Annotated in this window: 16 protein-coding genes; 8 read left to right on the top strand and 8 right to left on the bottom strand. The window is 65.6% G+C overall.

The genetic code is table 11. From position 1 onward, the window contains the following. Positions 1-12: 12 nt before the first annotated feature. Positions 13-339 carry a chaperone NapD gene (locus tag E2I15_RS21515; RefSeq protein ID WP_137483613.1) on the bottom strand — a complete coding sequence of 109 codons (327 nt, stop codon included), beginning with the start codon at positions 337-339 and terminating at the stop codon, positions 13-15. Between the two features lie 23 nt (positions 340-362). Further along, positions 363-548, bottom strand: coding sequence for a periplasmic nitrate reductase, NapE protein (gene napE, locus E2I15_RS21510; RefSeq protein ID WP_170991814.1), 186 nt, complete (start codon positions 546-548; stop codon positions 363-365). 263 nt (positions 549-811) lie between these two features. On the opposite strand from napE, the gene E2I15_RS21505 reads away from it, so the two are divergent. From E2I15_RS21505 to E2I15_RS21475, 7 genes are all read left to right on the top strand, one after another. After that, a complete protein-coding gene (locus E2I15_RS21505; protein WP_137483612.1) occupies positions 812-2,017 on the top strand; it encodes an LLM class flavin-dependent oxidoreductase in 1,206 nt (401 codons plus the stop codon). Positions 2,018-2,332: 315 nt separating this feature from the next. After that, a complete protein-coding gene (locus E2I15_RS21500) occupies positions 2,333-3,283 on the top strand; it encodes a sulfonate ABC transporter substrate-binding protein (protein WP_137483611.1) in 951 nt (316 codons plus the stop codon). A 40-nt stretch (positions 3,284-3,323) separates the two neighbouring features. After that, positions 3,324-4,277, top strand: a complete 954-nt coding sequence (locus E2I15_RS21495; protein ID WP_137483610.1) for a sulfonate ABC transporter substrate-binding protein — start codon at positions 3,324-3,326, stop codon at positions 4,275-4,277. Continuing rightward, positions 4,259-5,440 (top strand): FMNH2-dependent alkanesulfonate monooxygenase, encoded by a 1,182-nt coding sequence (gene ssuD / locus E2I15_RS21490; RefSeq protein WP_137483609.1) that lies wholly within the window; start codon positions 4,259-4,261, stop codon positions 5,438-5,440. Before E2I15_RS21495 ends, ssuD begins: the two co-directional genes overlap by 19 nt. Continuing rightward, the gene (locus E2I15_RS21485) at positions 5,437-6,243 is read left to right on the top strand and encodes an ABC transporter permease subunit (RefSeq protein WP_137483608.1); all 807 of its coding nucleotides are present in this window, start codon (positions 5,437-5,439) and stop codon (positions 6,241-6,243) included. Before ssuD ends, E2I15_RS21485 begins: the two co-directional genes overlap by 4 nt. 8 nt (positions 6,244-6,251) lie before the next feature. Beyond that, entirely contained in the window at positions 6,252-7,091 is an 840-nt protein-coding gene (locus tag E2I15_RS21480; protein ID WP_137483625.1) for an ATP-binding cassette domain-containing protein, read from the top strand. 7 nt (positions 7,092-7,098) lie between these two features. Then, positions 7,099-7,689, top strand: a complete 591-nt coding sequence (locus tag E2I15_RS21475) for a flavin reductase family protein (RefSeq protein WP_137483607.1) — start codon at positions 7,099-7,101, stop codon at positions 7,687-7,689. A 34-nt stretch (positions 7,690-7,723) separates the two neighbouring features. Here E2I15_RS21475 and E2I15_RS21470 read toward each other — a convergent pair whose 3' ends face one another. Continuing rightward, the gene (locus E2I15_RS21470) at positions 7,724-8,101 is read right to left on the bottom strand and encodes a hypothetical protein (protein WP_137483606.1); all 378 of its coding nucleotides are present in this window, start codon (positions 8,099-8,101) and stop codon (positions 7,724-7,726) included. A 171-nt stretch (positions 8,102-8,272) separates the two neighbouring features. Here E2I15_RS21470 and E2I15_RS38805 point away from each other — a divergent pair, with 171 nt between their 5' ends. After that, positions 8,273-8,428, top strand: coding sequence for a hypothetical protein (locus E2I15_RS38805; RefSeq protein WP_170991813.1), 156 nt, complete (start codon positions 8,273-8,275; stop codon positions 8,426-8,428). 42 nt (positions 8,429-8,470) lie between these two features. Here E2I15_RS38805 and flbD read toward each other — a convergent pair whose 3' ends face one another. The 5 genes from flbD to fliF are packed head-to-tail and all read right to left on the bottom strand — an operon-like array spanning position 8,471 to position 13,617. After that, entirely contained in the window at positions 8,471-9,856 is a 1,386-nt protein-coding gene (flbD, locus tag E2I15_RS21465; RefSeq protein WP_137483605.1) for a sigma-54-dependent transcriptional regulator FlbD, read from the bottom strand. Between the two features lie 54 nt (positions 9,857-9,910). Further along, entirely contained in the window at positions 9,911-10,261 is a 351-nt protein-coding gene (fliN, locus tag E2I15_RS21460) for a flagellar motor switch protein FliN (RefSeq protein WP_137483604.1), read from the bottom strand. A 20-nt stretch (positions 10,262-10,281) separates the two neighbouring features. After that, a complete protein-coding gene (locus E2I15_RS21455) occupies positions 10,282-10,905 on the bottom strand; it encodes a FliH/SctL family protein (RefSeq protein WP_018273553.1) in 624 nt (207 codons plus the stop codon). Next, positions 10,905-11,990, bottom strand: coding sequence for a flagellar motor switch protein FliG (gene fliG / locus E2I15_RS21450; protein WP_018273552.1), 1,086 nt, complete (start codon positions 11,988-11,990; stop codon positions 10,905-10,907). Before fliG ends, E2I15_RS21455 begins: the two co-directional genes overlap by 1 nt. A 1-nt stretch (position 11,991) precedes the next feature. Then, positions 11,992-13,617, bottom strand: a complete 1,626-nt coding sequence (gene fliF, locus E2I15_RS21445; RefSeq protein WP_137483603.1) for a flagellar basal-body MS-ring/collar protein FliF — start codon at positions 13,615-13,617, stop codon at positions 11,992-11,994. Positions 13,618-13,644 lie beyond the last annotated feature (27 nt).

Here is a 13,644-nt window from a genome sequence, read left to right as displayed (position 1 = left end):
TTCCCCGTTCGATCAGACGCTCGCGGCATCGACGGCGTGGAACACGAGCGATGCGGAGTAGACATGCGGTAATGCCGAGATTTCGTTCAAGGTCGAGCCGAGTGAACTCGCATTAGGCGCGTCGACAACGACGACGAACTTCCCCCTCTCGTCGCGGCCGTGGATCTCACAGCCGGGCAATGCGGTGATCGCGGCGGCGACCCTGTCGAGGTGGTCGGGTCGGGCTTGCACCAGGATGCTGGCGATCTCGCCGCCGGGCGGTGGCGGCACGTGATCGGTCGCAAGCACGCGGCCAGTGATGAGGGCGCGACGATCGATGGCGATGAGAGATCTGGTCACGGCGCGTGCGTTCCCTGGGCTGGTCAATGTGGTGGAGGAGGACCCGGGGGTCCCGCCATCATCTGGTAGATCCAAACCGCAAGGCCGTAGCTACCCACCGTGGCAACTGCCAGGGCAGGCATCAGGACCGCGGTGAGAAAGAGGAACGCAAAGATCTCCATGCGCCTTCGGCGCGGCCTCGCGCTCGCATCGTCGCTGGTTGCCAACATGCGTCGTCTCGTCAAAAAGTTGGGAGGGGGCCTCGTTGCCCTCCAAACAAGTAACAACGGGTCACGCTTGCGCACTGATCTAGATCAATGCGCGGCGAAAACAGCGGGAGATTCGGGATGATCTGCCGGTTGTTTCGCCCGGCGATAATCTTCGGCTGACCTCTCCCGCGTCCCGGAATTGGCGGAGGCTGGACTTCAAGGACCCGCGCAATAGACTGCGGTGCACAACAAGAAGCCTTGCAACATGCCTTGGGAGTGACTCCATGAAATTCGGCATCTTTTACGAGCTGCAATTGCCGCGCCCCTGGAACGACGGCGACGAGCTCAGGCTCTACCAGAACGCGCTGACGCAATTGGAAACCGCCGACCGGCTCGCTTACGACTACGCCTGGGTCGTGGAGCACCACTTCCTCGAGGAATATTCGCACTCGCCGGCGCCGGAATCCTTCCTCGCCGCCGCGAGCCAGCGCACCAAGAACATCCGGCTCGGCCACGGCATCTTCCAGCTCACCACCAATCATCCCGCCCGCGTCGCCGAGCGGGTCGCGGTGCTCGATCTCTTGAGCAACGGCCGCTGCGAGTTCGGCATGGGCGAAAGCGCCTCGATCACCGAGCTGACGCCGTTCGGCCGCGACATGGAAACCAAGCGCGAGGTGTTCGAGGAAGCCGTGCAGGCGATCTTTCCGATGTTCAGCAAGGTCGGCACCGAGCATCACGGCAAGTATTTCGATATCCCGCTGCGCAATGTCGTGCCGAAGCCGGTGCAGAAGCCGCATCCGCCGCTCTGGATGGCGTGCTCGCAACTGCCGACCATCGAACGCGCCGGGCAGAACGGGTTTGGCGCGCTCGGCTTTCAGTTCGTCAGCGCCGAGGCGGCGCATGCCTGGGTGCACGCCTATTACAACGCGATCACCAAGCGGCTGAAGAAGCTCGCCGACTACGAGATCAATCCGAACATGGCGCTGGTCTCGTTCTTCATGTGCGCGAAGACGGACGAGGAAGCGCGCAGGCGCGCCGACGGCGCGACCTTCTTCCAGTTCGCGCTGCGCTATTACGGCCAGGCACAAAACCGGCAGCGGCCGGCGCCCGGCACCGTCAACATGTGGGACGAGTACAACAAGTGGAAGCGCGACAATCCGGAGGCGCAGGAGGCCGCGCTGCGCGGCGGCCTGATCGGCTCGCCCGAGACCTTGCGCAAGAAACTGCGGCGCTTTCGCTCGTCGCATATCGATCAGGTGATCCTGCTCAACCAGGCCGGCAAGAACACGCATGAGCACATCTGCGAGTCGCTCGAGCTGTTCGCGAAGGAAGTGATGCCGGAGTTCCAGCACGATCCCGAGCACGATGCCTGGAAGAGGGGCGTGCTGGACAGCTCGATTAAGCTCGAGGAGATCGACACCCAGGCGTTCACGGACCGCTATGGTAAACTCGCGGTCAATGTCGGCTCGAAGGTGGCAGCCGCCGGCTGATCGACTGCTGGAGCACCGGCTCTGATAATCAGAGCCGATATTCCAGATTCTTGTTGGACGCGTTTTCTTCACGCGAACCGGTACCCACTTCGTTCGAAAACGCTTCTGTACCGCGACCTCGCGTTTCCGTGAGGAAAATAATTCGCTACGCGCGATCCGCGGCTTAAAAGAAACGGCACGCGCGATGCCGGCACCGAAGTGCTGGCATCGCTATTTTTGTGCGGTGCTCGACAGCTTCATTCGCGCGCCCCATCATCCTGACATCGCATGATCGTGCAGCGCGATAGCGCGCTTGATCGTCAGGAGAGTTTTGGAATGAAGCGTCGTGAGTTTCTCAAACTGTCGCTTGGCACGGCGGCGGCCGCTGCGCTGACGCAGCGCGCGCGAGCGCAATCGGGCGTGAAGGAGATTCGTATCGGCTATCAGAAGAACGGCGTGCTGGTCATCGCGCGGCAGCGCGCGACGCTGGAAAATCATTTCAAGCCGCAGGGCATCGAGGTGAAATGGGTCGAGTTTTCCTCGGGCCCGCCGATGATGGAGGCTATGAATGTCGGCAGCATCGATTACGGCGCGGTCGGCGATTCCCCGCCGGCGTTCGCGCAGGCCGCGGGTGCTGCTATCGTCTACGCCGCCGGGCAGCCGATCACCAACGGACAGGGCATCCTGGTGCCGCAGAACTCCGCGATCCGGACCATCGCCGAACTGAAGGGCAAGCGCGTCGGCTTCACCAAGGGTTCCAGCGCGCACAACATCACGGTGCAGACGCTGGAGAAGGCCGGTCTCACCTATGCCGACATCACGCCGGTCTATCTGACGCCGCCGGATGCGGGCCCCGCCTTCGCCAACGGCAGCATCGACGCGTGGGCGATCTGGGATCCCTACTTCGCGATCGGCGAGACCAAGCAGAACGGCCGCATCCTGGTCAACGCGAACGAGATCACCAAGACCAATTCGTTCTACATCGCTAACCGGGATTTTGCGAAGAACAACGGAAGCATCCTGCAACAGATCATCGATGTCACGACGTCGACCGCAGCCTGGGCCGAGGCGCATCGCGACGAGGTGGCGAAGTCGTTGAGTGCGGTGACCGGCATCGCGCTCGATATCCAGACCATCGCCGCGAACCGCTCGTCGTTCAAGGTCGGACCCGTGACCGACGACATCATCGCGACCCAGCAGGGCGTCGCCGACCGCTTCTTCAAGCTCGGCCTGATCCCGAAGCAGATCGCGATCCGCGACATCGTCTGGCGCAATCCCCAGACCTGATCGGCGCGCGTTTGGTCATTTCAATGCAGAGGATAGTCCCATGACGCGTTTATTTCGACGCTGGATCGCCCGCGCGGTGCTGTCGCTCAGCATCGTCGCCGCAACCGTCAGCGCCTCCTACGGCGAGGACAAGGTGGTCCGCATCGGTTACCAGAAATACGGCAAGCTGGTGCTGCTCAAGAGCAAGGGGTCCCTCGAGGACAAGCTGAAGGCGGTCGGCACCAAGGTGGTGTGGACCGAGTTTCCGTCCGGGCCGCCGCTGCTCGAGGCGCTCAATGTCGGCGCGATCGATTTCGGCAACACCGGCGAGGCGCCGCCGATCTTCGCGCAGGCCGCCGGCGCGCCGATCCAGTATGTCGCCTACGAGCCGCCGGCGCCGAAGGGCGAGGCGATCCTGGTGCCGAAGGACAGCGCGATCAAGTCGGTCGCTGACCTGAAGGGCAAGAAGGTCGCGCTGAACAAGGGCTCCAACGTCCACTACCTCTTGGTGAAGGCGCTGGAGAAGGCCGGCGTCAAATATTCCGAGATCGAGCCGGTGTTCCTGGCGCCGGCCGATGCGCGCGCGGCGTTCGAGCGCGGCGCGGTCGATGCCTGGGTGATCTGGGATCCGTTCCAGGCCGCGGCCGAGGCTGCGACCGGCGCCCGCACCGTCGCCGACGGCACCGGCATCGTCGCGAACTATCAGTTCTACTTCGCCTCGAAGAAATTCCTGCAGGCCGATCCGAAGCTCGTCGAGCTCGTGCTGGCGCAGCTGAGCGAGGTCGACGACTGGGCCAAGGGCGACATCCATGCCGTTGCCGAGCAGCTGGCGCCGAGCATCGGCCTGTCCTTGCCGGTGGTCGAGGTCGCGCTGAAGCGGCAGGCCTACGGCATCAAGCCGGTCACCGATGCCGTGGTCGCAGACCAGCAGCAGGTCGCCGACACGTTCTTCGCGCTCGGCCTGATCCCGAAACAAATCAAGATTTCCGACGTCGCATGGAGGCCGGGCACGTGAGCACCCCAACCAACGCCAACATCCTCTGGTTCCTGCCGACCCACGGCGACAGCCGCTATCTCGGCACGTCGATCGGCGGCCGCGAGGTGAACTTCAATTATCTGCGCCAGATCGCGCAGGCCGCGGATCAGCTCGGCTATTACGGCGTGCTGCTGCCGACCGGGCGGAGCTGCGAGGATTCCTGGGTGGTGGCCTCGGCCGTTGCGCCCTGGACCGAACGCCTGCGCTATCTCGTGGCGGTGAGGCCCGGGCTGCAGTCGCCGAGCGTCGCCGCACGCATGACCGCGACGCTGGACCGGCTGTCGAACGGCCGTCTGCTGATCAACGTCGTCACCGGCGGCGATCCGATCGAGAACAAGGGCGACGGCATTTTCTTAGGTCATGACGAGCGCTACGCGGTGACCCGCGAGTTCCTCAATGTCTACAGCGATCTCCTGGCGGGCAAGACCGTCAATGTCGAAGGCGAGCACATCCGGATCGAGGACGGCCGCCTGCTGTTCAATCCGGTGCAGTCGCCGCGGCCGCCGCTGTATTTCGGCGGCTCCTCGGACGCCGGCATCGACGTCGCGGTCGACACCGTCGACAAATATCTGACCTGGGGGGAGCCGCCGGCGCAGGTCGCCGAGAAGATCGCCAAGGTGAAGGCGGTGGCGGCGCAGCGTGGCCGCAAGCTCTCGTTCGGCATCCGCCTGCATGTGATCGTGCGCGAGACCAGTGCGGAAGCCTGGCGCGCCGCCGACGAGCTGATCCAGTATGTCACCGACGACACGGTGGCCGCCGCGCAGAAGATCTTTGCGCGGATGGATTCGGTCGGCCAGCAGCGCATGGCACAACTGCATGGCGGCCGCCGCGACAAGCTCGAGATCAGCCCGAATTTGTGGGCCGGCGTCGGCCTGGTGCGCGGCGGAGCCGGCACCGCGCTGGTCGGCGATCCCGAGACCGTCGCCGCGCGGATCAAGGAGTATCAGGATATCGGCGTCGATACCTTCATCATGTCGGGTTACCCGCATCTCGAGGAAGCCTATCGCTTCGCTGAATTGGTGTTCCCGCTGTTGTCGCTGGCGCAGGGCGGCAACGTGACGCCGATCCGGGTCAACACCGGGCCGTTCGGCGAGACCATCGGCAACGACTACCGTCCGCAGAAGCAGGCATCGCAATCATGAGCTTGATCGACAGTTTACCGCGCGTCGGCGCACCGAAGCTTCCGAAGGTCGACGGACTGATCCCCTGGATCGTGCCGCTGGCGATCGTGCTGGTCTGGCAGCTTGCCTGCGTCACCGGTTTTGTTCCCTCGCGGGTGTTGCCGGCGCCGACCGACGTCGCGGTGGCGGGATGGAAGCTGCTGCTCTCAGGCGAACTGGTCCGCAACATCTGGGTCAGCTTCTGGCGCGCCTCGATCGGCTTCTTGATCGGCGGCGGCATCGGCTTTGCGTTCGGCCTCGCCAATGGGCTGTCGCAGCTGTCGGCAAAGCTCACCGACACCACCTTGCAGATGGTGCGCAACATCCCGCATTTGGCGCTGATCCCGCTCGTCATCCTGTGGTTCGGCATCGACGAGTCGGCAAAGCTGTTCCTGGTCGCGCTCGGCGTGTTCTTCCCGATCTATCTCAACACGCTGCACGGCATCCGCACCGTCGATCCGCAGCTGATCGAGATGGGCCGCATTTACGGCATGACCGACGGCGAGCTGTTCCGCCGGGTGATCTTTCCCGGCGCGCTGCCCTCGATCTTCGTCGGCCTGCGCTTCGCGCTCGGCATCATGTGGCTGACCCTGATCGTCGCCGAGACCATCGCGGCCTCGTCGGGCCTCGGCTACATGGCGATGCAGGCGCGCGAGTTCATGCTGATCGACGTCGTCGTGCTCTCGATCCTGATCTACGCCTTGCTCGGCAAGCTCGCCGATAGCGCCTCGCGGGCGCTGGAGCGGCTGACCCTGTCGTGGCATCCCGCCTTCCAGAAGAAGTGAGAATGAGAATGCAAGAAGCGCTTCGTTTCGAAACCGCTGAAGCCGGGCCGGTCGACCGCACCGAGATCGTCGTGAAGGCGCGGCAGTTGCGGCGCGTGCCGGAAGGCGCGGCCCGCGGCCTGTCGCTGACCATCCGCGGCCTGCGCAAGGCGTTCGGCGACAATGAGGTGCTGCGCGGCATCGACCTGCACATCCCGGCCGGGCAGTTCGTCGCGATCGTCGGTCGCAGCGGCTGCGGCAAGAGCACGCTGCTGCGCCTGATCGCCGGCCTCGATGCGCCGACGGCGGGAAGCATCGCCTTCGGCGAACAGCCGAGGGCGCAGGACGTCCGCGTCATGTTCCAGGAGCCGCGGCTGCTGCCCTGGGCGCGCGTGCTCTCCAATGTCGAGGTCGGGCTGGGGCGCGAGCGCTCGTCTGCTGATGCACAGGCGCGCGCCGAGCGCGCGCTGGTCGAGGTCGGGCTCGGCGACAAGCGCACCCAGTGGCCGTCGGTGCTATCAGGTGGGCAGAAGCAGCGCGTGGCCCTGGCGCGGGCGCTGGTCAGCCAGCCCCGCGTGCTGGCATTCGACGAACCGCTCGGCGCGCTCGACGCGCTGACCCGGATTTCGATGCAGCAACTGCTGGAACGGGTCTGGCGCGACCAGGGCTTTACCGCGATCCTGGTGACGCATGACGTCGCCGAGGCGGTCGCGCTCGCCGACCGAGTGCTGGTCATCGAGGACGGCCGCATCGCCGAGGATGTCGCGGTCGATCTGCCGCGGCCGCGCCGGCGCGGGTCGGCCGAACTCGCCGCGCTGGAGGGCGAGATCCTGAAGCATCTGCTCGAAGGCAGCGAAGACAGTCTGTGAGGTCGCCATGAATTCCGTCGTCCGCAATGTTTCGATCGAGCCCGCGGTTGCGGCCGCCGAATTCCGCGGCGCGATGCGTCACCTCACCGGCGGCGTCAGCGTGATCACGGCCGGTCGGGCTAAGGATATTTCGGGAATGACGGTGACCTCGGTGTCGTCGCTCTCGGTCGAGCCGCCGTCCTTGATCGTCAGCATCAACCGCGCGGCCTCGTCATGGCCGCTGATCGCGCGCCATGGCGTGTTCGGCGTCAACATCCTGGCCGCGGATCAACGCGACATCGCCGAGCGCTTCACCGGCAAGGGCGGCCTGAAGGGCGCAGACCGCTTCACCGGGGCCGAGTGGACGACGCGTGCGTCAGGCGTCCCGCTGCTGGTCGGCGCGCTTGCCGCGGTTGATTGCAAGGTCGAGGAGACCATCGAACGGCATTCACACGTGATCGTCATCGGCCGCGTGCTCGACGTGATTGCGTCGGAGCGTACCGCCGCGCTGGCGTATTGGCACGGCGAGTATGTCGCGATCGACCATGAGGAAGACGCCGCACGGCTGGCTGAGGTCAGTCTGCCGTCGCGTCATGTTCATGCGAGGGGCGGGCGCTAGCGCGCCGTGCTTACGTGCTTATCCGGATCGGACTTTAGAAAACTGCGCTCAGCGATGCCGGGCTGTCGATGATCACATTGCTGCCGCGGACGCCGGCCCATACGGCCTGGATGGTCTGAGCCGAGGTGCCCAGGGGAATGCCGACGACGAGCGTGGTCGGGATACGGCCAAAGCTCGACGGGGTCTCGTTATAGGTGAAGCTTGCGACGACCGGCGAGACCGTGCCATTGACGGTGACTCCGAACACGCCGCCCGGAATATCGTTGCCCGTGGCGTAGGGATTCGGAACGTTAAGGGTGATGATCGCGGTGGTGCCGACGCCCTCCGGAATCGTCAGGCTGAGGCCTTGCATCGGCGTTAAAGTCGCGGAAGTCGTGGACAGGGTGCCGCTGGTCTGCGCGTAAAGAGCCATATCACTCTCCAGTTGTCAAAATTCGTAGCACAATAGGAGATTGAATACGGCAACTGTTCCCAAGATTCAAGGGAGGAACGGGCCAAAGGCGGCCGGCGCGGCATGTTGGCGGTGGCGCTTGCCCGGCGGGCGCATTAAATGCCGGTGGGATTTCAAAGACGTGACGGTTCAATGAAGCGCGTGGGAAGCTGGCTGTTCTACATCATCGGTGCGATCGCCGTCGCTTATCTCGTGCTCTATGCCTATGTGACGTTCACCGGTCGTGACATCACGCCGGGCGATCCGATCCGGATCTTCCGCAAGCCCGACGCGCCCAGCTATTCGTGACCCGAGGCAAACGGCGGGATTGCCCCGCCGCTTCCCTCCTTCTCAGCCGGCGTTTGCCATGCGTTGATAATCGGGCGCGCCATTGCCGGCCGGGGTGATCGGGATGCCGCCGTCGGCATATTCGTTCAGCTTGTTGCGCAGCGTGCGGATCGAGATGCCGAGGATGTTGGCGGCATGGGTGCGGTTGCCAAGGCAGTGCTTCAGCGTTTCCAGGATCAGGTCGCGTTCGACATCGGCGACGGTGCGGCCGACCAGCGCGCGGGTGACCTGCTCGGCGGCAAGCGTCGCGTGCGCGACCGCGGGCGCGGTCTTGGCGAGGTCGAGCCGGTCGCCGTCGGGGGTCAGGATCGCCTCAGAACCGATCTCGTCGCCCTGCGCCATCAGGACCGCGCGATGGATGGTGTTCTCGAGCTCGCGGACGTTGCCCTGCCAGCGGTTCGCGGTCAGGACGCGGCGGGCATCAGCCGAGATCGGACGGACCGGCATGCCGTTGGCCTCGGCATATTTCCTGGCGAAATGCTGCGCCAGCTCGAGGATGTCGGCCGGGCGGTCGCGCAGCGGCGGAATCTTCAGGTTGACGACGTTGAGGCGGAACAGCAGGTCCTCGCGGAAGGTGCCTTCGCGCACCGCCTCCGAGAGGTTGCGGTTCGAGGTCGCGATGATGCGGATGTCGACCGGCACCGGCTTGGTGCCGCCGACGCGATCGATCACGCGCTCCTGGATCGCGCGCAGCAGCTTGGACTGCAGCCGAACGTCCATCTCGGAGATTTCGTCGAGTAGCAGCGTGCCGCCGGTCGCTTCCTCGAACTTGCCGATGCGGCGCGCCACCGCGCCGGTGAAGGCGCCCTTCTCATGGCCGAACAGCTCGGATTCCAGGAGGTGCTCGGGGATCGCGGCGCAGTTGATCGAGATGAACGGCCGCTTGGCGCGGCCCGAGCGGGAATGGACGTAGCGCGCCAGCACTTCCTTTCCGGTGCCGGACTCGCCGGTGATCATGACGGAGGCGTCCGAGCCTGCGATCTGCTGCGCCAGCTTGATCACCCGGCCCATCGCCTCGTCGCGCCAGATCAAATCGCGCGCGTCGTTGGCGACCGCGGCCAGCACCGCTGCGATCAGCTCGGGATCCGGCGGCAGCGGGATGTATTCCTTGGCGCCGGCGTGGATCGCGGCGACCGCGGCGCGGGCATCGTTGGAGATGCCGCAGGCGACGATCGGCACGTGGATGTGCTCGGCTTCGAGCCGCATCACGAGGTCGCGGATGTCGAGACCGACATCGACCAGCAGGAGGTCGGCGCCCTTGCCGCCGCGCAGCACGTTCATCGCCTGTTCGGCGGCCTCGGCGTGGGTCACGGAGGCGCCGTTGTCCATCGCGATCTTGGTCGCGGTCGTGAGCTGGCCCTTCAGGGTGCCAACGATGAGAAGCCGCATGATGATCTCCTGTTCGTCTGGTCGCGCAGGTCCCGCGCGCTACCGCCTGAGTTGTTAAGAGCGTTCTGCCTTGATGATTTCGGTCATGGTCACGCCGAGCTTGTCTTCCACCAGCACCACTTCGCCACGCGCCACCAGGCGGTTGTTGACGTAGATGTCGATCGCCTCGCCGACGCGGCGGTCGAGTTCGAGCACGGTGCCCGGTCCGAGTTTCAGGAGATCGCCGACGTCCATCTTGGAGCGGCCGAGCACCGCCGAGACCTGCACCGGCACGTCGAACACGGCCTCGAGATCGGCCGCGATTCGCGCGGCATGCTCATCCTCGTTGTAGCCGATGTCGTCGATGCCGGGCGCCTCGGCGGAGTTGAGATCGGGAAGCGGGATTTGGGTGTCGGTGTCGCTCATGGTTCAGCCCTCAATCGCCTTCAGCCGGCCTGGCCGCGGGACGCCAGATAGCGCCCGACGAGTTCGTTGATCTTGCCTTCGATCGCGGCGCGTTCCAGCACGACGCCGCCATCGGCCCATTCGATCCGGCAGTCGCCGGTCGCAATCGTCGGCTCGGCCAGGATCACCAGCCGGCCCTGAAAGCCGGAATGCGCCGCCATCCGCTCGATATTGTCATGCGCCGCCTCGTAGAGCGCGTCATTGATGCGGACCACGAGATGCGGAGTCGCCACCAGATGCGAGAAGCAGTCGGAGACCAGCGCGGTGATCTCGCCGAGCGGCTCGCGCGCGATCAGCTCGGAGCAGAGCTTGCGGGCGACCGCGACAGCGACGTCCACCGCCTCGGTCTCCATCCGCGTCTCGATGCCGGCGAAGCGCGCCGCGATGCCCTTGATCGCGGTGCCGATCTCCTCCAGCGCCTGCGCGGCGCGGCGGTCGCTCTCGACCTTGGCCTCGCGCAGCGCGGCCTCGTAGCCGGCGCGATAGGCCCGTGCCTCGGCATCGGCGACCTTCTGTGCGACCTCGGCCGGCGTCGGCGCGCGTTCGCGCGCGCGGTCCGGCGCCGAGAAATCCGTGTCGAACAGGAATTTTGCGGGCGCGGCCATCAATACACCAGCTCGTCGTCGGCGCGGTTCTTGGTCAGCGTGATCTCGCCGCGGGCGGCAAGGTCCTTGGCGAGGTTGACCAAGAGCGCCTGCGCCTCGTCGACATCGCGCAGCCGCACCGGGCCCATCGCGGCCATGTCGTCCATCAGCATCTTGCCGGCGCGCGAGGACATGTTGCCGAGGAAGAAGCTGCGCACCTCCTCGTTGGCGCTCTTCAGCGCGACGCCGAGCTTGTCCTTGTCGATGTTGCGCATCAGCGTCTGGGCCGAGGCGGTATCGAGCTTGATCAAATCGTCGAAGGTGAACATCAGCGCCTTGATGCGCTCGGCGGATTCGCGGTTTTCCTCTTCCAGCGAGGTGATGAAGCGGGTCTCGGTCTGGCGGTCGAAATTGTTGAAGATCTCGGCCATCACCTCATGGGCGTCGCGGCGGCGGGTCTGCGACAGGTTCGACATGAACTCGGTGCGCAGCGTCTGCTCGACGCGCTCGATGACTTCCTTCTGCACCGCTTCCATCCGCAGCATGCGGCCGACCACGTCGAGAGCGATGTCCTCGGGCAGGATCGCGAGCACGCGCGCGGCGTGCTCCGGCTTCAGCTTCGACAGCACGACGGCGATGGTCTGCGGGTATTCGTTCTTGAGGTAGTTGGCGAGCACCTCTTCCTGCACGTTGGAGAGCTTCTCCCACATGTTGCGGCCGGCGGGGCCGCGGATCTCGTCCATGATGCCGGAGACGCGCTCGGCGGGCAGGTATTGCTGCAACAGCCGCTCGGTGGCGTCGAAATTGCCCATCAGCGCGCCGGAGGCCGACATCCGCGAGACGAATTCCAGCATCAGGTCCTCGACCACGTCGGCCTCGACGGTCCCGAGGGTCGACATGTGGACCGACAGCTCGCGGACTTCCTCGTCGTCGAGCATCGACCAGATCTTGCCGCCATACTGCTCGCCGAGCGCGAGCATCAGGATTGCCGCGCGCTTCGGGCCGGGTAGCGGCTTGCCCTTGGGTCGGGCGCTTTGCCGGTTCGCCAGCGTCGAGAGGACGGTGGCGATGTCGTTGGCGTTGGTAGTCTGGGGTACGGCGGCCATGTCAGTTCTCTACCGGCTCGCTCAGCCATTGACGGACGATGGAGACGGTTTCGTTCGGATTGCGTTCGGCGAGCTCGCCGACCCGGTGCACGGCCTGGGCGTGGACCTGGCCCTGGATCTGGGCAACGTCGATCAATTGCGCCGCGCCGCTGCCGCTCGGAATCAGCGCCTGTCCGGGCGTGCCGGTGCTCTCGGGGGCTTCGGCCAGCGCCGGCATGCCCGCGCCGGTCAGCGCCGGAATGACGTCGGCCGCGACGATGCGCTTGACCAGCGGACGGACCACCATGAACAGCACGACGAGGCCAAGCATCATCATGACGCCGAGCTCGATGACGTACATCACGTCATCCTTGGTGAATTGCAGCATGCCGAGCAGGCCGGTCGGTTCGGCGATCGGCTGCGCGGCGGGCGGCTCGGCGAAGCGCAGGTTGACGACCTCGACCTGGTCGCCGCGCTTCTGGTCGAAGCCGATCGCGGAGCGGACCAAAGCGGCGATGCGGTCGAGCTGCTCCTTGGTGCGGTCCTGGTAGACCAGCTCGCCCTTTTCGTTCTTGGAGTAGCTGCCGTCGACCAGCACCGCGACCGAGATGCGGTTGACGCGGCCGGCCTCGGTCACCTCGGTCTTGGTGGTGCGGGAAATCTCGTAATTGTTGGTCTCTTCGCTCTTCTTGCTCTGGTCGCGGGCGCGGGCGGCGTTGTCCTGGTTCTGGCTGCCCGGCAGTTCGTTGGCGACGGTGACCTGGCCGGAATTGTCGGCGGTGAGGCTGCTTTCCTCGCGGGTCTGGGTCGAGCGCAGCACCCGTCCTTCGGGGTCGAACTTGTCCGAGGTCTGGGTGATCTTGTTGTAGTCGAAGTCGGCGGAGAGCTGGACGCGGGCGCGGCCGGCGCCGACCACCGAGGAGACGATGTCCTCGACCTGCTTGCGCATCCGCTTCTCGAAGGCGGCGCGGCGCTCGTCGCCGACCGCGGCGTCGGCATCGGACTGGGCGCCGTCGGCGAGCAGCTGGCCGGCCTCGTCGACGATCGAGACCCGCTGCGGCTTCAGCCCGTTGACCGCGGAGGCGACGACGTGGCGGATCGCCCGGATCTGCTGCGGCTCCAGCGCGCCGCGCACCCTGAGCACGATCGAGGCTGATGGCTCCGGCGTCTCGCGCGAGAACAGCGGCTTCTCCGGCAGCACGAGGTGGACGCGCGCGGCCTGGACGCGGTCGATGGCGCGGATGGTGCGGGCGAGCTCGCCCTCCAGCGCCCGCAGATGGTTGATGTTCTGGACGAAGCTCGTGGTACCCAAGGCATCCGACTTGTCGAAGATCTCGTAGCCGACGCCGCCGCCCTTGGGCATGCCGCCCTCGGCGAGCTTCATTCGGAGCCGGGTCACCTTGTCCTTCGGCACCATGATCGCGGCGCCGTCACTGCGCAGCTCGAACGGGATCGCCTGGCGCTCCAGCTCCTTGATGATGGCCGAGGAATCCTCGGTCGAGAGGTCGGTGAAGAGGGTGGTCATCTGTGGCGTCGTGACGCGCATGATGACGAAAGCGAAGAAGCCGATCAGGGCTGCGGTGACCGCAACCATGGCCGCGAGGCGGGCCGCACCTAGACCTCTCAGGAAAGCAACCAGACTTTGCACCAACGGCCCCCAGGGATTCGGCCCGCG

The organism is Bradyrhizobium sp. BR2003, assembly GCF_009720285.1.
Taxonomy (GTDB): Bacteria; Pseudomonadota; Alphaproteobacteria; order Rhizobiales; family Xanthobacteraceae; genus Bradyrhizobium; species Bradyrhizobium elkanii.
This window is presented reverse-complemented; position numbering and strand designations above follow the sequence as displayed.

Coding starts and splice junctions, on each gene's coding strand:
- E2I15_RS21475 (WP_137483607.1), top strand. CDS start 7,099: ATGAATTCCGTCGTCCGCAATGTTTCGATCGAGCCCGCGGTTGCGGCC.
- fliN (WP_137483604.1), bottom strand. CDS start 10,261: ATGAGCGACACCGACACCCAAATCCCGCTTCCCGATCTCAACTCCGCC.
- flbD (WP_137483605.1), bottom strand. CDS start 9,856: ATGCGGCTTCTCATCGTTGGCACCCTGAAGGGCCAGCTCACGACCGCG.
- ssuD (WP_137483609.1), top strand. CDS start 4,259: ATGGAGGCCGGGCACGTGAGCACCCCAACCAACGCCAACATCCTCTGG.
- E2I15_RS21480 (WP_137483625.1), top strand. CDS start 6,252: ATGCAAGAAGCGCTTCGTTTCGAAACCGCTGAAGCCGGGCCGGTCGAC.
- E2I15_RS21455 (WP_018273553.1), bottom strand. CDS start 10,905: ATGGCCGCGCCCGCAAAATTCCTGTTCGACACGGATTTCTCGGCGCCG.
- E2I15_RS21500 (WP_137483611.1), top strand. CDS start 2,333: ATGAAGCGTCGTGAGTTTCTCAAACTGTCGCTTGGCACGGCGGCGGCC.
- E2I15_RS21505 (WP_137483612.1), top strand. CDS start 812: ATGAAATTCGGCATCTTTTACGAGCTGCAATTGCCGCGCCCCTGGAAC.
- fliG (WP_018273552.1), bottom strand. CDS start 11,990: ATGGCCGCCGTACCCCAGACTACCAACGCCAACGACATCGCCACCGTC.
- E2I15_RS21470 (WP_137483606.1), bottom strand. CDS start 8,101: ATGGCTCTTTACGCGCAGACCAGCGGCACCCTGTCCACGACTTCCGCG.
- napE (WP_170991814.1), bottom strand. CDS start 548: ATGTTGGCAACCAGCGACGATGCGAGCGCGAGGCCGCGCCGAAGGCGC.
- E2I15_RS21485 (WP_137483608.1), top strand. CDS start 5,437: ATGAGCTTGATCGACAGTTTACCGCGCGTCGGCGCACCGAAGCTTCCG.
- E2I15_RS21495 (WP_137483610.1), top strand. CDS start 3,324: ATGACGCGTTTATTTCGACGCTGGATCGCCCGCGCGGTGCTGTCGCTC.
- E2I15_RS38805 (WP_170991813.1), top strand. CDS start 8,273: ATGAAGCGCGTGGGAAGCTGGCTGTTCTACATCATCGGTGCGATCGCC.